Source organism: Paenisporosarcina sp. FSL H8-0542 (genome assembly GCF_038632915.1).
Classification (GTDB): domain Bacteria; phylum Bacillota; class Bacilli; order Bacillales_A; family Planococcaceae; genus Paenisporosarcina.
Map to the genome: position 1 here is coordinate 1,679,104 of NZ_CP152050.1, position 21,184 is coordinate 1,700,287.

The window sequence follows — 21,184 nt, forward strand, 5'->3', positions numbered from 1 at the left end:
AGTCTAATGGGTGCTTTACTTCAAAAAGGAGTAAAGCATTTTTTTCTTGTTCAACTACACATGGAGATTAGTTCAATATCACCTCCTCTGTAATTTTTCTAAAATGTAAATTAATGTTAATATTGAGTATATCTTGGAGGTGTAAACATGTCTTTTAAAATTATTATCCATTTATCTGTAGCATCAATGGCTTTCATCTTTTCTGCTCTAGCTTCATGGTATGAGGGAAGTAAAATATTAGATGTCTCTTGGGAATGGAAACATACAGCTATCTTTTCTGAGATGTTAAATGGTCCTGTGAAGCAAGCAAGCGATATTTTAACAATTGACTATTTTGTATATGCAGCTAAATTTTTACCTACATTTCCTTTAATTATGTTATTCAGTAGTACATACATTCTAATCCTTTTAGGATATATTCTACTCAAACGTAACGATAAGTTGTTTTCGTATTTCCTAACATCTATCGGCGTAATATTCTTGGTATTAAGTGGTTTTGTATCAAATTCTCCAACTATTGGTTTGAAATATTTTTTCATAAGTTTTTTATTACTAGGGATGATTTCAATTGTTATTGCGTTAAATAGATTTATTAACAATAAGACAAGAGAAATATATTAAATTGTATTACTAGCTGATGCTTTAGTTAAAGATCATCGGGCAATTAAGAAACCCTTTTCCTTATTCAACAAACGCAACAGGTTAGTTATAAAAAGGGTTAGATTTTTTGAGTCAAATATCGGGGTAAGGGGGGATTCACCTGGAAGAATTTCCATATGTAATCTTAATTTCAATTGTAACGTTTATTAGTTGGATTGATTATAGATAGAAGGTTAAGAAAGCTGAAAGCGAAGAAGAAATAAGACAGGCATTAGTTCCCTTTCTTTTAGTAATGGTTCTATTCGCTATATCTATTTCAGTATTTCTTACCTAATTAAAAGGATGTAAACCTAATAGGAATAGCCTTACTAATTATCGTCGTTTTTTTCTAGTGGTGCTGCTACAATTTGCATTCATTCATGCTGAGTGATTGATTTCTGATGCGTTCGATATTTTTCGAACGTTTTTTTCTTTGGGAAATTTATGGGTTTCGTGATTTTGTGCAACCTGGAGAATCATCGTGTCTACCTGGACGAGTGTTCTGTCTACCTAGATTCCCATTCTGTCTACCTGGAGTGCCATTCCTTCAACCTGAAGTTACCTCACCTCAAAAATGAAAATGTTTTCCATCCATTGATTAAGAACATTCGTTCGGGGTATAATTCGTTTAAGAACATTTGTTCGTTTTGAAGGAGGAGAACATCATGTATGAACAATATCCCGATCGGAAAATCGTTTGTCTCGATATGCGGTCATTTTATGCAAGCTGTGCGGCAGCGGATGAAGGACTTGACGTGATGAAAACCCCGATTGCGATTATTGGGAATCAACAACAGAAGGGAAGCATCGTGTTAGCGGCTTCCCCACCATTAAAAAAAGAATTTGGCGTGAAGACAGGTACGCGCTTATTTGAAATACCAGATCACCCAGATATTCGGCTGATTGAACCTAAAATGGGCTTTTTCGTGCGGGTATCTATGGAAATTACCCGTTTGCTCAGTGAGTATGTGCCAAAAGAAGCGATTCATGTCTACAGCGTGGATGAAAGTTTTATTGATTTGGCTGGAACGGAGCGATTATGGGGACCTGTTGAGCAAACTATCCAGCGCATTCAGGACGATTTACTGGAGCAGTTTCAATTGCCATCTGCGATGGGCATGGGTCCGAATATGTTGATGTCCAAGCTGGCGCTTGATTTGGATGCCAAAAAAAAAGGATTCGCTCGTTGGACTTATGACGATGTCCCAACAAAGTTATGGCCAGTATCCCCACTTCGCGAAATGTGGGGCATTGGACCGCGAATGGAAAAAAACTTGAATGCCATGGGGATTTTTTCAGTCGGAGATCTTGCGAAAACGAAGTTGGCGACGCTTGAAGCAAAATTCGGGGTCATGGGAAACCAACTGTACCATCACGCCTGGGGAATTGATCTATCCGACCTCGGTGCACCCCTTATCGAAGGGCAAGTCAGTTACGGAAAAGGGCAAATTCTATTTCGCGATTACCGTAAAAAGGAAGACATTCTCGCAGTTGTCCTGGAAATGACGGAAGACGTGGCAAGACGTGCGCGGGAAGCAGGTAAAGTCGGGCGTACCGTTCATCTCGGTGCCGAGTACAGTAAAGATGCCTTTGGCGGAGGGTTTCATCGTTCCCGTTCGATGGAAGAAGCCACAAACGACACAATGAAAATTTACAAGATGTGTGTGAAGCTGCTGGATGAACATTTTGATGATCGACCCGTCCGACGACTGTCCGTAACTTTATCAAATATGGAGCCTGAGCATTCGATGCAGCTCAGCCTGTTTGAAGCGGAAAAGTGGCGCAAGCGAAAGCTAGGTTCGGCCATGGATCACATTCGCAGCAAATATGGTTCGGCCGCATTACTGCGTGCCGTTTCCTATACAGACGCCGGAACAGCCCGAGCCCGTTCCAAGTTAATTGGGGGACATAAAGCCGAATAAAAGAAGAGGGAGATGTTACACCCTGGCCATTCTAGTATGGCCGGGGGGTGGGCGATGTGAGAAAATCCACATCGCTTATTCGAACTATTTCCCAATCCGAATAATTTCTATTTCGTATCTTCTCTAAATTCCGAACATTTGCTAAACTAGTAAAGTCTGAAAAAAAGAATCGGGGGATTACTGCGTGAAAGTATTTTTAGATTTAGGGTGGTTTTTTAAAGAGAGAAAGAAACAGTATATCTTCGGCATCTTGATGCTGATGGTCGTTGCATTTTTGCAACTGCTGCCACCTAAAATAATAGGATATGTCGTCGATGAAATTAGATTGGGTACTTTAACAGGCGAAGCACTTGTGAAATGGCTGCTGTTCCTGGCAGGTGCCGCTCTGGCCATGTATATCATTCGTTATTACTGGCGCACGATGATTTTTGGTTCGGCAATTTTACTTGCTCGTCAATTGCGAGAACGTTTATTCCAACATTTTACCCGCATGTCACCTAGGTTTTATCAAAAGCGCCGTGTTGGCGACTTGATGGCACATGCGACCAATGATTTATCAGCCGTTCAACAGACGGCAGGAGCGGGTGTCTTGACGCTAGTCGATTCATTGACTACAGGTGGGTTTGTTATAGCTGCGATGGCAATTACAATCAATTGGAAATTGACGCTCATTGCATTGATTCCCATGCCAATCATGGCGTATTTGACAAATTACTACGGAACAATGTTGCATAATCGTTTCCACTTTGCCCAGGAAGCCTTCTCGAATTTGAACGATAAAGCACAGGAAAGTATTTCGGGAATCAAAGTCATTAAAACATTTGGTCAGGAAAAAGAAGACATCCAAGACTTTGTAAAGTTATCGGATGACGTAGTCGAAAAGAACATACACGTAGCCAAAGTGGATTCACTATTCGATCCAACAATATCGGCAATTGTTGGTACTTCGTTCTTCCTATCAATCGTGTTCGGTGCACGATTGATCATGGCAAATGAAATGTCCATCGGGGATTTGATTGCATTTACTGCCTATCTTGGGTTACTAGTCTGGCCAATGCTAGCATTCGGTTGGTTATTCAACATTGTTGAACGAGGACGTGCTTCTTACGATCGGATTCGCGCATTGCTTGCCGAACCAATCGATATTGATGACGCGGAACATGCACTAGATGTAAAAGCGCAAGGTGACCTGGATGTTCATATCGATGAATTTAAATTCCCGGAAGATGACCGCGCTGCCTTGAAAAATGTTCACTTCACACTGAAACGTGGAGAAACGTTAGGAATTGTCGGCAAGACGGGTTCAGGGAAAACAGCTATCTTGAAATTGTTATTACGTGAATTCGAAGGATACGATGGGTGGATTACTTACGGTGGCCATTCCATCAATGCCTACAAAAAAGAACGACTGCGTTCAGCAATTGGTTATGTACCGCAAGATCATTTCTTGTTTTCAACGACGGTTGCTGGAAATATTGCCTTTGCGAATACAAGTGCTCCAATAGAAGAAGTGTATGAAGCGGCTCAGCTCGCACACATTCATGAAGACATACTGAAATTCACGAATGGTTATGAAACCATTGTCGGCGAACGAGGCGTGTCGTTATCTGGTGGACAAAAGCAACGGATTTCGATTGCCCGTGCATTGATGATGAAGCCGGAGTTGTTAATCTTGGACGATTCGCTATCTGCAGTTGATGCGCGAACAGAAGAAGCAATCCTTGAGTCGTTAAAAGCATCCCGACTGGATGAAACGACCATTATTACCGCACATCGATTGAGCGCGATTCAACATGCACATCAAATCATCGTGCTTCATGAAGGAACAATTGTTGAAAAAGGTTCCCATGAAGACCTCATGGACCAAAAAGGACGTTACTACGAAATGTATCAATTACAACAATTAGAAGCACTTGTCGAAATGGGGGGTGAGGTGTAATGGAAGAACAGCCAAAGCTAACAGGAAAAGATCAAGGCATCATCTTAAGAAGGCTCATTTCCTATTTGAAGCCACATAAAAAGGTCATTACATTTGCGTTATTCCTACTTGGCCTTACCGTAGTCGGGGACGTTGTTGGACCTATTTTGATTAAAACGTTCATAGATGATTATTTGACCGTTCAAAACTTTCCGACAGGACCGTTAGTCGGACTGGCGAGTGCGTACTTATTCATTCAAATCTCTAATGTTTTCATCAGTTATTTCCAGCTGCTGAAATTCCAGGAGATAGCACTGAAAATCATTCAGCAAATGCGAATTGATGTTTTTACGAAAGTACAAAACCTCGGAATGCGTTATTTTGATAAAACGCCTGCCGGAAGCATTGTGTCTCGCGTAACGAATGATACGGAAGCCATTAAAGATATGTTTGTCAGTGTCTTGGTCGGGTTCTTGCAAAGTGGTTTCTTAGTGGTCGGAGTATACATCGCGATGTTCATTCTGAATGTTAAACTGGCCCTCGTTACATTATTGCTATTGCCGATATTATTTATGATTATAAAAACGTACCGTCGTTACAGCTCGGTGTTTTACCAAGATTTGCGTGAGCGATTGAGTCAATTAAATGCAAAACTGGCTGAATCCTTGCAAGGCATGTCCATGATTCAAGCATTCCGACAAGAACCGAGATTGAAAGATGAATTCAATGACATCAATGAACAGCACTGGAAAGCAGGCAAGCGTAATATCAAAATGGATAGTCTGTTGCTGCGTCCCGCGATTGATTTGGTGTATGCACTTGCGCTGATTATGTTGCTAAGCTATTTCGGGGTAACTTCATTCAGCAATACGATCGAAGTTGGTGTGATTTACGCCTTCGTGACGTATATTGACCGATTCTTTGAACCGATTAATCAAGTCATGCAACGTTTATCGATTTTCCAACAAGCCATTGTAGCGGCTTCCCGTGTTTTCAAGCTACTCGATGAAAAGGAACTTGTGCCAAGCCAGGCGAACACAAATGCACGGATTGATGCTGGGAAAATTGAATTCAAAAATGTAACATTCTCTTACGATGGACAAACAGATGTATTGAAAAACATTTCCTTCACCGCGAATCCTGGGGAAACGGTAGCGCTAGTCGGCCATACCGGAAGTGGGAAAAGTTCCATCATCAATTTATTGATGCGTTTTTATGAGTTTGAACAAGGTGATATTTTGATAGATGGACAATCTGTAAAAGATTTCAAAGCTCAGGAATTACGGGATAAAATGGGACTTGTGCTACAAGATCCGTTCTTGTTCTTCGGGGATATTGAAAGCAACATTCGTTTGCACAAGCAAAGTATGACGGATGACGAAGTGCGTGCTGCTGCAGAGTTTGTTCAAGCTGACGGCTTCATCAATCTGTTGCCAGAAGGCTATAAGCAAAAAGTAACCGAGCGAGGCTCAACCTTCTCAAGTGGTCAGCGTCAACTCGTCGCATTCGCCCGTACGGTGGCAACGGATCCGAAGATTTTGGTGCTGGATGAAGCAACAGCAAACATCGATACGGAAACAGAAGTGGCAATTCAATCAAGTCTTGAAAAAATGCGACAAGGACGAACAACGATTGCCATTGCCCACCGTTTGAGTACGATTCAAGATGCAGAGCTGATTTTAGTCCTTCATCAAGGCGAGGTTGTTGAACAGGGCAATCATCAACAGTTGCTTGCAAAAAAAGGCTTGTATCACAAAATGTACCTGTTGCAGAACGGCATAGTGGAAGAAGCAGTATAAAACCCATAGCTAATCAAAATGTCTATCAAATTGTAAGTAGATTTGATAGACATTTTTATATAGCAAATAATGTACAAAGGTTTGTTAAATGGAAAAATATTGTATTAATTTAAAGGGGAATCAAGGGTTCGTGTCTAATATAGAATTACTGGAAACAGTAAAGTTGTAGACAACCTCTATATGTATATCGAAATGTTGAAGTAGTACTCAAAAGGCTTTACTTTCTAAGAAAGTAAAGCCTTTTTTCTTATTGAACTAAAGCAGCAGTTTAATTAAAAAATGAAACATTTCTGAAATCTAATCGTACTAAAATAATGTAATAGGTAGCAGGGAGGGTTTATTGTTTTTGGAACAATTTTAATCATCGTGTTATTCGTAATGTTAGGAATTATTCTATCGAATGGTAAAGGCTCATTTTTAATTGCTGGATTTAACACGTTGCCACAAGAAGAAAAAAAAAATATGATACGGTTGCATTCTGTAAGTTTATGGGGAAAATGATGTTCGCTTTATCATTCAGTATGGTATTTTGGGTACTTAGTGAAGCATATGAAAACAATTGGTTATTTGTTTTTGGTCTCATATTATTTATCGGTATTGTCGTGTTTACTCTTATATACGCTAATACAGGGAATCGGTTTAAAAAGTAAATGTTTATCAGTTAATACTTGAATAGTTAATTTGAAAAATTATTTAAACATTTGTGAAGGATTGTACTTCAATTAACGGGTGCGTTTGTTCATTAAGAGCAACCGCTATTGTGCTAACAACCAGGATTGTGGGGAATAAAACTTTGGAAGAAAAAAACCAATCGAAACTAGAAAAATGGAGAACGAAATATGGTTCATTAGCTGTTGCTTCGGGATGTTTATATTCTTTGATAGTTACTTGGGGAGAAGGCTGGTTTTTTACAGCAATAATGATTTTAGGGGTCTGCATATGTGGTGCTTTTGCATTTTTTGATTTAAAAATAGTACATACAATCGGATTGATTAAAAAGGTACAAGAATAATACCAAGTGTATTATTTGTCGATGTTCCACTCTTAAACTAACGGGCGCTTTACTTCAAGAAGGAGTGAAGCATTTTTTCTTGTTGAACTAACGAGACTGTATAGTTGAGGAAGATAAATTAGCAAAGGGAAGGGGGATGTCTTAATTCATGAATAAATTTGTAAACATCTTTGTGTTTGTAATTTAATTCTATGTTTTTTATACCTTGGCTGAGGAGTACGTAGGTTGGATAACGAGCCCTGATCACAATTTACTGTTACAGCTTATGTATCCACTTAGTATTTTTATAGTTGCAATCATAGCTACTGTGATTTCAATTAAATACATAAAGAGAAATCAAATATGATTATATGCAATAGCTTCTTTAACTAACGGAACAGGTTAGTTGAAGAACAATTGATTTTAAAAAGGGGTGCCAAGTGAATGAAGTTAAGATTTTTTTCCTTAACATTAACAGTATTATCAATTTTACTGATTTGTGGTTGTTCGACTAAACAAGATGAAGTGAATTCCAAAGGCACAGATAGCTATGAAAGAATTAGAAAAGTTGCTTGGGATTTCATCGAAGAAAAAGGTTGGGGTGGCAGTGCTATAGCGGACTGGAAAAGTGCTGATGTGAAAAAAACGATTGCTGATAATAGCTATGAATTACTGGATAAAACTTATGAAGGGAAAGAAGTATTAAGGGTATCCTTTATAGACCAAGAGGACGTTGTAGTTGGTCCACCTTTAATACTTGTTGACCCTGAAACCAATGAAGTAATAGGCTATATGCCGGGTGAATAGAAATGAATGATCTTCAACTAACGGGTGCTTTACTTTAATAAGGAGTAAGACCATTTCTTCTTCAACTAACGCAGCAGTTTAGTTGAAGAAGAAGATTTTTTGGGGAACACCAGAACTTCTAATCGGGAGGTAATTTAGTGGAAATAGTGGAAAGAAAATATAATTTGTGGTCTTTTCTTTTATGCTTGTTAGTAACGGTTCTTTCTTTACAGACTTTATATGCTTCTTATAACCATTCGTGGTCAGTTGCACCACCTGCTTCGGTTTTATTGTTGCTCACGTTTACTACTTGTTTTATGGGTATTTCGGGATTTAGAGACAAAAGCAACAGGGGAGCAAGATGGAGAAGTTGGATGACTGTCTTAATTGCATTTCCCCTTTCAGCAATTTTTCTATTAGGGATAGTAGTGAATACATTTGCAAGAGAACCCATTGCAACAACCCAATCACCCGATTCTAAAACGACAATCAACTTCTACACATTAAATGGTGGTGCAGCTACTTCTATTAGTGTAGTAGGAATAGTAGATGGTCCCCTTTGGTTCAAGAAGAATATCTACTATGATGACAATATGCACAAGGCAGATGTGGCTTGGACAAATAACGGTATTATTACAATAAATAATCACACTTTGAACTTAGATAAAGGGGAAACTTTTTCGGATTAATAATTCTTTTTACTAACGGTTACTTTAGTAAAAATCTTTGGGCTGTTTTGGTAGCCCTTTTTTCTTTTTCAACTAACGGGGCAGTTTAGTTGAAGAAACACTGAAAAGAAAGGGGCTGTAAAAATGAAATATTTATTATATGAATTGCATTTAGCTCAAAATATGGATGGCACGAATGATGAAGAATTGGATAAATTAGATAATCAATGGATGGAAAATGCGAAAAAATACAAAGAGGTATTCAATACATTATCTGATAGATTGCCTCAAGATATTTTTAATCGTTTTAACTCTTGGGGTTTTCACGATTATAGACTTATAAAAATTGAAATTGAACATAAAAGTCTCCTTCACTCAAACATTCACTTCACTGTTTCCAGTGACGATGTTTGGATATTGAGTTTTGACAATGTCTCGTTCTTTCAATTTCAACACTTGAATTATGATAATGATAAACCTATTAATAATCGTGAAATAGATGACTGGTTGTTTGAAGAATTATTACCAATTAACGAATCAACATTATCATTTGAAGTCATTTTGTCATCAGGAGGAAATATACTCTTACACTTCCCAGATAAATCGGTTTCGATGAAAAAGTTAAAATAGCTACTGCATTATTGTTCAACTAACGGGTGCTTAGTTGAAGAACATCGAGATGCTTAAGCGGTCTTTTTCTCATTGAACTAACGGGGCTGGATAGTTGAACAAGAATATTGTCTTATCATAAGGAAATACTACCTTTAAAATTAGGTAGGTGATTAGATGAAAAAAATATCAGTTATATTTTTGCTATTGCTATTAAGTTTAACAACTCTAATATTTGTAATTTGGGAAAGACCACCAAAAGCAAAGGCAATAAATGAAGAAAATGATGAATTATTAGAAGTGATTTCAGTGCCCTGTAGCCTAACATTGGAGTCTGTTGATAAAAGTCTGACGAATACAAAAGGTGTAGCATTAATCTATAAAGTGCAATTAAATCCACCAAGTTTTGCAAGAACTAATATAAGTATTCTCGCTGTTCATCTTCCTGAACCGTCTTCGTATGGAGACTTCGATAGCTATGAAGGTTTTGCGTTTGTTCCAAAAGAAATAAGTTGGCGTTTTAAGCTTTATCCAACCCCAGAGGAGAATGGTCCAAGTTGGGCTGGACGATTTGATTTAATTACAGCAGAAATGAAGAATGTCGAAGTTCAGGTGCGTCTCTCAAATTCCAAAACAGGTAAGTTAGGACCAAGTGTTCTAACAAACAGTATTAATTATTGTAAATAGTTTCTGCTTCAGCAGCAATCATGCTCATTTTATTTCCATCGATTCCACGACGAGCAAATACTATTGGGGCTGCCCTTTAATCTGTTCTTTACATCCGTAGTGTACTTTGTAAAAAGATAAAAACGGGAAAAAACAAATTTCAGGAATTTATTTACTTTATTGAATGTTTGTATTATTATAATAAATAAGTGAAATTCGTTGATTTCAAAACGAGCAAAACTGATACCATTTAAACCATTAATAAAACTAAATAGTTAATTTCTACTTATCAAGAGAGGTGGAGGGAAAGGCCCTTTGAAACCTCGGCAACAGACTCATTATGAGCACTGTGCCAATTCCTTCAAGCGATTATGCTTGGAAGATGAGTTGAGATCTTGTCACATATTTTTAATGATGAGCCTCTTCTTGCTTCCAAGAAGAGGCTTTTTTGTTTTTAGAAATATGGGTTCATTTGCTCTGTTTCAAATAGAAATGGGCATGAAAATATAAAAATAGAAGGAGTGTAAAAAATATTATGAGCAAAGTGAAAAGTTCGAATTTAGGTTATCCAAGAATTGGTGTAAAACGTGAATGGAAAAATTCACTGGAGCAGTTATGGGCAGGGAAACTAGAAAAAGAATCATTCTTAAAACAAATTGAGGAGATTCGGCTAAACAATCTGCAGAAACAAAAAGATTTAGGAATTGACTTGATACCAGTTGGAGACTTTAGTTTGTATGATCATGTGCTTGATACAGCCGTTATGTTCGGATTAGTACCGAAACGCTTTGAATACGACGGCGGTAAAGTATCGCTTGAAACGTATTTTGATATAGCACGAGGCAATAAAGGTGCTGTTGCATCTGAAATGACAAAATGGTTTAACACAAACTATCACTATATTGTTCCAGAGCTTAATGAAGCAGTACCTACTCTTGTTGAAAACCGGCCACTTCAATTTTATAAAGAGGCTAAACAGAAACTTAATATCGAAGGAAAACCTGTAATCTTAGGACCTATCACATTTGTAAAACTGTCAAAGGGTTATAGAGAAAATGAATTTAAAGCAGTTGTTGAAAAATTTGTACCGCTTTACGCTGACATTTTACGTGAATTACAAAAAGAAGGAGTAGAGTGGGTACAAATCGATGAACCGATTTTATCTACAACGATTTCCAAAGAAGATGTTGCGTTATTTAAGGATATCTATCAAACATTGCATGATGCAGCGCCAAACATAAAGCTGATATTACAAACATATTTTGAAAGCATTGAACATTACGAAGATGTCATCTCACTTCCTGTTAAAGGAATTGGACTTGATTTTGTATATGATAATGGTCAAAATCTTGCTGCTTTGAAAAAGTATGGTTTCCCAAAAGATAAGGTTCTTGCTGCTGGTATTATTGACGGGCGAAACATATGGCGTGCGAATCTTAATGATCATTCTGCAATTCTTGCAGAGATTGTGGATGTTGTTTCAAAAGATCGTCTAATTGTACAATCTTCATCAAGCTTATTGCATGTACCTGTGACAGTTAAAAGTGAAGAAACGCTTGATGACGTCCTAAAAGGAGCATTATCATTTGCTAATGAAAAATTACATGAAATTGTTCTACTGACAAAAGGCTTAAACGATGGAAAAGAAGCGATACAAAAAGAAATCAGTGCAAGTACAGAAGCGATTCATGCGTTACAAAAATCATCATTCCGAAATAACACACAAGTTCAAGAAGCCATTCAAAACTTGCATACGTATAAAGCGGAACGAAAAGCAATATTTAAAGTCCGTCAAGAGATACAAAAAGAGGCTTTTCAGTTACCACTGCTTCCAACAACAACAATCGGAAGTTTCCCGCAAACTCAAGAAGTAAGAAAGAACCGATTAAAATGGCGTAAAGGCGAGTTAACGAATACAGAATATGAAACATATATAAAAGCAGAAATTAAAAAGTGGATTGAAATTCAAGAGGAACTTGGTCTAGATGTGTTTGTACATGGAGAATTTGAACGTACAGACATGGTTGAGTATTTTGGTGAAAAATTAGATGGCTTCCAATTCACGAAATTTGGCTGGGTCCAGTCATATGGCTCGCGATGTGTGAAACCACCACTTATTTACGGTGACGTGTCATTTATAGAACCGATAACAGTTAAAGAATCCTTATATGCCCAATCAATAACTGACAAACCTGTAAAAGGAATGCTGACAGGTCCAATTACAATTTTAAACTGGTCGTTTGTTCGCGATGATATTTCACGCTATGTTGTTGCCAATCAAATTGCACTTGCGCTTCGAAAAGAAGTTGAAACGCTTGAGGAAAATGGAATTCGTATGATTCAAGTTGATGAGCCGGCAATTCGTGAAGGGCTGCCGTTAAAACGTGAAAAATGGGAAGGGTATCTTGACGCTGCAGTTTATGCGTTTAAACTTGCAACAACGTCAGTACAAAACGATACACAAATTCATACCCATATGTGTTATTCGGACTTTAAAGATATTATCGATGCGATTAAAGCACTCGATGCTGATGTTATTTCGATTGAAACATCAAGAAGTCATGGTGAATTAATTCAATCGTTTGAAGAAAACACGTATGACAAAGGGATCGGTCTTGGTGTATACGACATTCATAGTCCACGTGTACCAAAGCTTGAAGAGCTGAGTAGAAACATTGATCGTGCCCTACAAGTTCTTGATCCAAATCAGTTCTGGATTAATCCTGATTGCGGTTTGAAAACACGAGGTCTTGAAGAAACGGTTGCAGCACTTAAGATAATGGTTGAAGTAGCAAAACAAACGAGAGAAAAGCTGCTCGTGAATATAGGGTCATAAACTTCCAGAGTGGAATATCCGAATAATGAAAGTGAAATAGAAAATCTTGGGACCCTTTCGCACAAGCATAGGCTGTTCCTTCCATATAAGAACTACCTTTAAAGAGTCTTTGAGACCAAGGCAACCACTGAATCGAATTGTAACAGTGCCAATTACAGCAGAGTTATTCAAATCTGCTAAATAAGAGGGCCATGTATATTGAGTTAATGTAAGCATATGGGAGTTGAGTGAATGGGAGATTTGGTGAAAGAAGGTAAGGAAAAGGAAAAGGAAAAGTTTGAAGTTATCGCAAAAGCACTTGAAGGCTTGCATTTTGGAGAGCTACAAATTACGTTTCATGAAGGAAAGATTGTTCAAATAAATCGCATAGAAAAGCAACGGTTTTCTGTTTGAAAAAATTAAAATATTAAAGAAGCTCACCGGACAACTGGAGGCCTCTTGTATTCAGTAAGATTGTTTATTGACAATTTTATGGAATCAAGAGGTCTTTTTTATATCCTAGGGTTAAGAAAATAGATTGGAATAAGTTAACGTTGTAAGAATCTGCAGTGAGAGTATCACTAACTGATGATCCACAATGGAGAACGCTGTTTTAAAGTGCATCAACATTATTATTAGAGGAGTGATTGGGATGTATAAAATCGATACACAACTTGCTCAAATTGGAAATCGCAGTGATACGGCTACAGGGACTGTGAATCCCCCTGTTTATTTTTCTACGGCCTATCGTCATGAAGGGCTTGGGCAACCGACGGAGTTTGATTATAGTCGTACGGGAAATCCAACACGTCAGCTCCTTGAAAATACAATATCAGATTTGGAATATGGTGATCAAGGCTTCGCCTGTAGTTCTGGAATGGCGGCAATTATGACAGTTTTGTCCCTTTTTCAATCAGGTGATGAATGGTTAGTTAGTGAAGATTTATATGGAGGTACCTATCGTTTATTAGAACAAGGATATAAAAAATGGGGATTGAAGTGTCAATACGTAAACACATGTTGTCCGGAAGCGATCGAATTAAAGATTACCCCTCAAACAAAAGCCATCTTTCTGGAAACGCCTACAAACCCCTTAATGAAGAAAACAGATATTTCCGCTGTTTCGGAAATTGCCAAGAAACACGGAATTATGCTGATTGTCGATAACACTTTCTATACGCCTCTCTTGCAACAACCAATCACTCTTGGTGCTGACATTGTAATCCACAGCGCAACCAAATATTTAGGCGGTCATAATGATGTTCTTGCTGGCATTATTGTTGCTAAAGGAAAAAAACTATGTGAGGAACTAGCGCATTACCATAACAGTACGGGAGCTGTGCTTAGTCCATTTGACTCCTGGTTATTGATGCGCGGTATGAAAACTTTATCCCTACGAATGAATCGGCATGAGAAAAATGCTCGGGAAGTTGTCCTTTACCTTTCCAATCTTCAAACTGTAACCGACGTTTTTTATGCAGGAAAAGGTGGAATGATCTCTTTTCGCCTAAAAGAAGAGTCATGGATTAATCCTTTTTTACAAGGTTTATCTCTTATTACATTTGCCGAAAGCCTTGGAGGTACAGAAAGCTTCATCACCTACCCTGCCACTCAAACACATGCTGATATCCCTGAAGAGGTTAGAATTCAAGCAGGTGTTTGCAATCGATTATTGCGTTTATCAGTTGGAATTGAAGATGTAGAAGATTTGCTTTCAGACCTTGATCAAGCTTTTGTGAAAATAAGAGAGGAGATGATTATGTAATGGAGAACAGAGAATATTCCTTTGAAACAAGACTTTTACACAATCGTCATAAGATTGATCCGAATACTGGCGCAGTGAGTGTAGCGATCCAACATGCGTCAACTTTTCATCAATTTGATATCGATCATCTTGGAAAATATGATTACAGTCGCAGCTCTAATCCTACAAGGAATGCACTAGAAGAAGTTATTGCGGAACTAGAAGGTGGAACAAATGGATTCGCTTTTTCTTCCGGGATAGCAGCGATTTCAACGGCATTTCTGCTTCTCTCTTCAGGAGATCATGTCGTGATTTCAGAGGATGTTTATGGTGGTACCTATCGATTGATCACCGAAGTCCTGTCCCGATACGGAATTGACTATAGCTTTGTCGATATGACGGATCTGATCCAAGTAAAACAAGCCATTAAGCCAAATACAAAAGTGTTTTATGTTGAAACACCTTCCAATCCTTTATTGAAGGTGACCGACATCAAAGCGGTTAGCAAGTTAGCAAAAGAAAATAATGCCTTAACATTCGTCGATAACACTTTTCTCACTCCAGCCTTGCAAAAACCACTTGAACTTGGGGCTGATGTTGTGCTGCATAGTGCAACCAAATTTCTATCAGGGCATAGCGATGTCGTCGCTGGATTGGCAGTTGTCAAGGATGAAAAATTAGCGAAAAGACTTGGTTTTTTACAAAATTCGTTTGGGGCTATTCTGGGTGTTCAGGACGCATGGCTCGTGCTAAGAGGGCTCAAGACGCTTTATGTCCGTCTCGAACAATCACAAAAATCTGCAATATTACTCGCCGAATTTTTACAAGGCCACCCGCTAATCGATAAGGTTTATTATCCGGCTCTAGAAAGTCATCCGCAGCATCAGCTTCAAAAAAACCAGGCAGAAGGTCCAGGTGCGGTTTTATCATTTGAACTTGCCAATGAGGATGCACTTCGTTCATTTGTTTCGAATGTGAAATTCCCTGTATTTGCAGTAAGCCTTGGGTCTGTAGAGTCGATTTTATCGTATCCGACTAAAATGTCCCACGCGGCGATGCCAAAAGCGGAAAGAGAAAAACGTGGCATCAAAAATAGCCTTCTTCGCTTATCGGTCGGCCTTGAAAACCCGAATGATCTTATCAAGGATTTTTCACAAGCCTTTCAGCACGTTCAAGATAGACAGTTTATTTATCATGGAGGAGAGAGCCAATGAGTTTTTTGGAGAAATTAAAAAACCAAATATTAATTGGTGATGGCGCCATGGGAACTCTCCTATACTCGTACGGGACAGATTGCTGCTTTGAGGAACTGAACCTATCCCATCCGGAACAAATTCAAAACATCCATAAAGCGTATATAGGTGCAGGTGCGGATGTGATACAGACGAACACGTATGCAGCAAATTATTTAAAGCTGCAAAGGTATGGACTGGAAGATTCAGTAAAAGAAATCAATAGTGCCGCTGTCCACAATGCCAAAATAGCAGCTAAGAACGACGCTTATGTTTTTGGGACGATTGGTGGTAATCGGGGAGTAAAGCCCAATTCTATTTCATTAGAGGACCTAAAACGAAGCTTTCGGGAACAGTTATATTGCCTTTTATTAGAAGGGGTTGATGGGATTCTCCTCGAAACTTTCTATGACCTTCAAGAGCTTGAAGCCGTTCTTACAATCACTCGTAAGGAAACAAATCTGCCAATCATTTCACAACTAGCACTTCAAGAGCCAGGGATTTTGCAAGATCAAACACCTGTCAATGAAGCATTTTTGCGGCTCGAAAATCTTGGTGCTGATGTCATAGGTCTGAATTGTCGCCTCGGACCACATCATACGTTGTTATCACTTGAACAGATTGAGATTCCAGCACATGCTTATCTTTCTGCCTATCCAAATGCAAGTCTGCCTGCATATACGGATGGGAAATTTCATTATGAAGGTGATGCGGAGTACTTTCGAAAGTCAGCACTGGCATTCCGCAATGAAGGAGTTGGTCTTCTTGGAGGATGTTGCGGCACTACACCTGAACATATAAGAGCCATTGCTTCCGAATTAAAAAATGTGGTTCCAATTACACAAAAGGTCGTGAAAATAAAACCACCTAAACAAGTTGTGGAAGTAGTTTCAATAAAAAGGGATTTCCCGCCTCTTGAGAAAATTGTAAAGAAGAAACCATCGATTATTGTTGAGTTAGATCCTCCTCGGAAATTAGATACAACAAAATTTTTCAAGGGAGCAAAAGCTTTAAAAGAAGTGGGCATTGATGCGATTACACTGGCGGATAACTCGCTTGCCTCTGTTCGTATTTCAAATGAGTCATTGGGTTACCTAGTTAAAACTCAACTGGAGATGCGTCCACTTATCCATATAGCTTGCAGGGACCGCAACCTTATCGGTCTGCAATCCCACTTGATGGGCCTACACACTTTAGGGATGAATGATGTACTTGCGATAACGGGCGATCCAGCTAGAGTAGGCGATTTCCCAGGAGCATCTTCTGTTTATGATGTGTCATCCTTTGAGCTAATTCAAATGATAAAACAACTTAATGAAGGTTTATCTTTTTCAGGAAAAGATCTTGGCCAAAAAACATCTTTTAGCATTGCTGCTGCTTTTAATCCAAATGTCCGTCATCTAGATAAAGCGGTGCAGCGCCTTGAAAAGAAAGTTCAGCTTGGCGCCGATTATTTTATCTCACAACCTGTATTTTCAGAGGAAAAATTACTCGAAATTTACGAATCTACCAAACATCTTAATGCGCCTATATATATTGGTTTAATGCCCTTACTAAGCAGTAAAAACGCTGAGTTTCTTCATAATGAAGTACCGGGAATCAAAATCTCGAAAACGATTCGTGACCGCATGGCAAAATTTAATGATAACCCGGTTCAGGCGGTACAAGAAGGAATCGAAATTACGAAGTCTTTAATTGATACAGCATTAGACTTGTTTAATGGGATTTATTTAATTACACCATTTTTACGTTATGAACTAACCGTTGAGTTGGCTCTATATGCCCGTCAGCGTGCAAGCGAATTGCAGAGGAACAGAATTGCCGTAAGCACTATTCATTAATTCAACTATGCAAACGGTATATCGGGGCAATATTAAATGGATCTTTCTATTTATTTTGTTATATTTCAGATTATCAGAGCATCCAGGAATGTTTATCAATCTGATTCTTCCATATAGCTTATTAGTAGGGGGATTAAGTGGAATTCTTTATTTTACTCCAATTGAAATTATGCGAGCTAGTAAGACCAAAGTGGATCATAGGAACAAAAAAATGTATAAATAGATTTGTTCTTATCTCGGTAGTGATCTGGTGCTGTAAACAGGCATGTATTATAATTTAATACTGGAAAATTGATGTTAATTAGTAATAATCGGCAAACGCGTGTTACTTATTTTTAACTATCCAAAAGATTAACCCTATAGCGTTTTATTAACTAAAGGGTTTTTGTTTTCCTCTATTATATATTCACCAAACACTTCTGGTTCCATTGATGGATTGCATGACGTTCCTTTGCAAATGCTTTATCTAAAAAAATCATCGTTGTTTCTATCTTTTCGTGGCCAAGAGATATCATGATGTCGTAATTAACCTGAATTTTCTTGTTCGAGATAACCGGCTTAATCCTCTGATATACACTGGGTTTTGGCGGTTTTTTATTGTGACATATTGGAATGGTAAGAAGGATCAACGCAAAAAAGGGGGGGAATCCACCCAAAACAGAAGGAAGGAATGAACACTAGGTCCGATTGGTTAAAGAACAGAAACCCGCAAGAATGGCGTGACAAGGTTGTGATTCATAACGAGCATAGTGGAACAATTAAAGTTGAAATGGGTGAATTGGAACAATGGAGCAATTAGCAGTATTTCACACCATATCGTAAACAGCAACAATATAAAATAATGTAAATTGTTTAATTGAAATAATATTTTGTAAATTGAAAAAAATAAGAGGTTATTATACAATATTCGAGAGATTGTAACAAATGCAATACAAATTTTATGAGGTAAATACGCAACAAGAAAGCTGGTGAATAAGATGAATGCCATTCTTTCCGAAAAAATTTACCAATGTATGCAAAAAATGAAATTAAGCAGAACAGATTTGGCAAAACAATCCGGCATCCATTTAAGTGACATAAGCCGTATTTTGAATCATAAACAGTCACTTTCATTGTACAATTTGGATGTAATCACTCTTTCACTCGGGCTGACGGAAGGCGCTTTATATTCTTATTTTGCTGAGGAATGTTTTAATGTTAGCCGGTATTTGGATAAGCGGAAAAGTGAGCAATTTTTATATAAATGTGCAGTGATGGGATTTGAAGAGCAGCTCCACTCCATTTTGGATGCAGTATTAGAAGAAAGGTCTAAAACTATTCGAAACAAAAATTTCGTTCACATTTTTGCTGTGGCTGAGCAGCTTTTTGAAGAAGGAAAAGAAGAGAAGGCATTGTCACTGTATGAATTCATCATAGAGAACATGCCCGATCACTTCTCGCAAGAAGTAGCGATTAGTTATTTCAGACGGTTTTATATAGTTCGATTGACAGAAGAAGGACAATACGCCCTTGGGCATGTGCTGGAACATATAGCTTATATGCCAGAAGAATTTCAGATATTATCCTATATGTGGATAACAGCTACATTTTTTATACGAGAGGAATGGAAAAAAACACTCTATTATGCTCGTAAACTAGAGAAAATAGCTAAAGAAGGGGAACATTATGGAAGAGCCCTTGTGTACCAGAGTCTTGCATTACAACGCCTAGGGAACTCTTTAGAAGAAGTATTAGCCCTTATAGATCGTTATGAGCAAGTCAATGATTATTATGCAGGTGCAGCTATTGGGAATCGATTTTGTGTTTTTTTAGATTTCGGTCAATTCGAATATGTGGATGAATACTTAAATTGGTTAGAAGGCAGGGACGATATGTTTGCCGGTTTACCGCGAGTATTGGAGGCGTATGTCCATCTGCATCGATTAGAGGATGTTGAGCGATTGATATATAGATTTCAAAATGTTATCCAAGACTTAGCTGTGAGTATTCATCCGCATCAGCAGCAATTATACTTGCGTTTCTGTTATGCTTATGCTTTGTACCATTTTGCAAGCAAGCAATTTTCAGAAGGGCTGTATGAAGTGTTGGATGTAGCATATGCGGCAAATCAAATCGGAAATAGAGAGAGATTTAAACAATGCATTCTTATTTATTGGGAATATAGAGAATACGTCACAGTCGAACATGAAGCAATGTATGTGAAGTTATTCCAAACAGAAAATATGAGCAAACAACTTTTAAAATAAAAAGCGGTTTATTTTCCTTTAATTTGTTGGTTATTCGCACTTAAAAGAAAGAAATCAAGCGGAATTTTTCATTATTAAATTAACCTGCGCATGAATAAGTAATAAAAAAGAGGCCTCAAAGGAGGGCACTGCAAAACGAATACAGAAATTAGGGAAAAGCGCTAGATTCGCTTTTCCCTTTTTCGTATAAAATAAAAAGCTCTGAAAGTGTGTGTTAATCATGTTAAATCAATCAAAACAAACAAACTACTTTATCTTTCCACGCAGAACTTTACATCATTGTTCCAAAAAATCATCAGCAACGACAAATCCACGAAATCATAGATTTTAGTTTTGTCCATGACATTGTCAAAAGTTCATATTGTGAATTCTATGGTCGCTCAGCGAATGAACCTGAGTTATTATTCCGCCGGCTTTTTCTTCAGACATTATCCAATCTTTCTGATGAACGAATCATTAAAGAAGCACAGGTCAATATGGCTTACAAGTGATTTTTAGGATTGAATCCGGATGATTCCTTACCAGATTCATCTCAATCAAGCCGTTTCCGAAAGCATCGTTTGGGTGCTCAGAATATCGAGAAAGTTTTAACTGAAATAGTAAAACAAGCACAGGAAAAAGGACTAATCGGTTCTAAAGGCTTATTTATTGATTCAACCCATACTCTCGCAAACGCAGCGAAAAAAAAGCCATTGGCTTAGTAAGGCTGCCTCTAGACTTCGAAGAACCGTAAGAAAGCAACACAAAAATCTTTACGACAAACTACCTGCCTATCCAACATTTCCTAAAGAAATATCGGAAGAAGAAAAAGGGAAGATAATGATTTCATACCTTGCTCTATTAGGAGAGACTGTTGAGAGAGTAGAGAGCACTTCCGGATGCTGAAGGCGCAATTAAAGAAAAGCTAAAAGTGGCAAAACAGATTATTGAAGATGAGCGTCTACTTGCGAACAAAGGAATTCGCTCTGCAATTGACCCAGATGCTAGATTTGGATGGAAATCAGTCTCTCGTTCATTTTTTGGTTATAAATCTCACATCGCCTTGACTGTAGAAGAAATTATTACTCAAGTAAAAGTAACAACTGGACAGAAGATGATTGAAAGCAATTAAAACAATTGGTGAACCAGACGAAGGCTCAAGCGTTAGAAGTAAACGAAATATTAGCAGATACAGCTTATTCTTCAAAAGATAATTTGAACTACATAGATGGTGAATAAATTATAACTACAATTCCCTTAATCCTTCTGTTTACGGCACCAGAGAAGATGACTGTTTTCGTTATGACAAAGAATGTTGCGCTGAAAAAT

At 38.0% G+C, this 21,184-nt stretch carries 16 protein-coding genes, 2 pseudogenes and 1 riboswitch; all 18 genes and pseudogenes read left to right on the forward strand.

The window, feature by feature from the left end; translation table 11 throughout:
- Nucleotides 1-147: 147 nt before the first annotated feature.
- Entirely contained in the window at nt 148-621 is a 474-nt protein-coding gene (locus MHH33_RS08815) for a DUF4306 domain-containing protein (protein WP_342543607.1), read from the forward strand.
- A gap of 683 nt (nt 622-1,304) precedes the next feature.
- Entirely contained in the window at nt 1,305-2,561 is a 1,257-nt protein-coding gene (locus MHH33_RS08820; RefSeq protein WP_342543608.1) for a UV damage repair protein UvrX, read from the forward strand.
- A 184-nt stretch (nt 2,562-2,745) separates the two neighbouring features.
- The gene (locus tag MHH33_RS08825; RefSeq protein WP_342543609.1) at nt 2,746-4,500 is read left to right on the forward strand and encodes an ABC transporter transmembrane domain-containing protein; all 1,755 of its coding nucleotides are present in this window, start codon (nt 2,746-2,748) and stop codon (nt 4,498-4,500) included.
- Nucleotides 4,500-6,278, forward strand: a complete 1,779-nt coding sequence (locus tag MHH33_RS08830) for an ABC transporter ATP-binding protein (protein ID WP_342543610.1) — start codon at nt 4,500-4,502, stop codon at nt 6,276-6,278. Before MHH33_RS08825 ends, MHH33_RS08830 begins: the two co-directional genes overlap by 1 nt.
- A gap of 378 nt (nt 6,279-6,656) precedes the next feature.
- A pseudogene (locus MHH33_RS08835) lies at nt 6,657-6,928 on the forward strand (DUF3784 domain-containing protein).
- Nucleotides 6,929-7,071: 143 nt separating this feature from the next.
- Nucleotides 7,072-7,290 carry a hypothetical protein gene (locus MHH33_RS08840; protein ID WP_036659328.1) on the forward strand — a complete coding sequence of 73 codons (219 nt, stop codon included), beginning with the start codon at nt 7,072-7,074 and terminating at the stop codon, nt 7,288-7,290.
- 423 nt (nt 7,291-7,713) lie between these two features.
- Entirely contained in the window at nt 7,714-8,076 is a 363-nt protein-coding gene (locus tag MHH33_RS08845; RefSeq protein ID WP_342543611.1) for a hypothetical protein, read from the forward strand.
- A 137-nt stretch (nt 8,077-8,213) separates the two neighbouring features.
- Nucleotides 8,214-8,744 (forward strand): DUF5412 family protein, encoded by a 531-nt coding sequence (locus tag MHH33_RS08850; protein WP_231391041.1) that lies wholly within the window; start codon nt 8,214-8,216, stop codon nt 8,742-8,744.
- A gap of 123 nt (nt 8,745-8,867) precedes the next feature.
- Nucleotides 8,868-9,353 (forward strand): hypothetical protein, encoded by a 486-nt coding sequence (locus MHH33_RS08855; RefSeq protein WP_016427084.1) that lies wholly within the window; start codon nt 8,868-8,870, stop codon nt 9,351-9,353.
- A 156-nt stretch (nt 9,354-9,509) separates the two neighbouring features.
- A complete protein-coding gene (locus MHH33_RS08860; protein ID WP_016427085.1) occupies nt 9,510-10,019 on the forward strand; it encodes a hypothetical protein in 510 nt (169 codons plus the stop codon).
- A 262-nt stretch (nt 10,020-10,281) separates the two neighbouring features.
- Nucleotides 10,282-10,387, forward strand: a riboswitch (SAM riboswitch).
- Nucleotides 10,388-10,533: 146 nt separating this feature from the next.
- On the forward strand, nt 10,534-12,834 hold the full coding sequence (gene metE, locus MHH33_RS08865; RefSeq protein WP_342543612.1) for a 5-methyltetrahydropteroyltriglutamate--homocysteine S-methyltransferase: 2,301 nt from the start codon (nt 10,534-10,536) through the stop codon (nt 12,832-12,834).
- A gap of 231 nt (nt 12,835-13,065) precedes the next feature.
- On the forward strand, nt 13,066-13,227 hold the full coding sequence (locus MHH33_RS08870) for a YezD family protein (RefSeq protein WP_016427087.1): 162 nt from the start codon (nt 13,066-13,068) through the stop codon (nt 13,225-13,227).
- Nucleotides 13,228-13,465: 238 nt separating this feature from the next.
- On the forward strand, nt 13,466-14,578 hold the full coding sequence (locus MHH33_RS08875; protein WP_342543613.1) for a methionine biosynthesis PLP-dependent protein: 1,113 nt from the start codon (nt 13,466-13,468) through the stop codon (nt 14,576-14,578).
- Nucleotides 14,578-15,771: a cystathionine beta-lyase gene (metC, locus tag MHH33_RS08880; protein WP_342543614.1), complete on the forward strand. Its 1,194-nt coding sequence runs from the start codon at nt 14,578-14,580 to the stop codon at nt 15,769-15,771. Before MHH33_RS08875 ends, metC begins: the two co-directional genes overlap by 1 nt.
- Nucleotides 15,768-17,630, forward strand: coding sequence for a bifunctional homocysteine S-methyltransferase/methylenetetrahydrofolate reductase (locus MHH33_RS08885; RefSeq protein ID WP_342543615.1), 1,863 nt, complete (start codon nt 15,768-15,770; stop codon nt 17,628-17,630). The genes metC and MHH33_RS08885 overlap by 4 nt, the downstream gene beginning before the upstream one ends.
- Nucleotides 17,631-18,300: 670 nt before the next feature.
- Nucleotides 18,301-18,429: a hypothetical protein gene (locus MHH33_RS08890; protein ID WP_342543616.1), complete on the forward strand. Its 129-nt coding sequence runs from the start codon at nt 18,301-18,303 to the stop codon at nt 18,427-18,429.
- A gap of 214 nt (nt 18,430-18,643) precedes the next feature.
- The gene (locus MHH33_RS08895; RefSeq protein WP_342543617.1) at nt 18,644-19,876 is read left to right on the forward strand and encodes a helix-turn-helix domain-containing protein; all 1,233 of its coding nucleotides are present in this window, start codon (nt 18,644-18,646) and stop codon (nt 19,874-19,876) included.
- A gap of 278 nt (nt 19,877-20,154) precedes the next feature.
- Nucleotides 20,155-21,168: pseudogene (locus MHH33_RS08900) on the forward strand (transposase); the annotation flags it as partial.
- Nucleotides 21,169-21,184 lie beyond the last annotated feature (16 nt).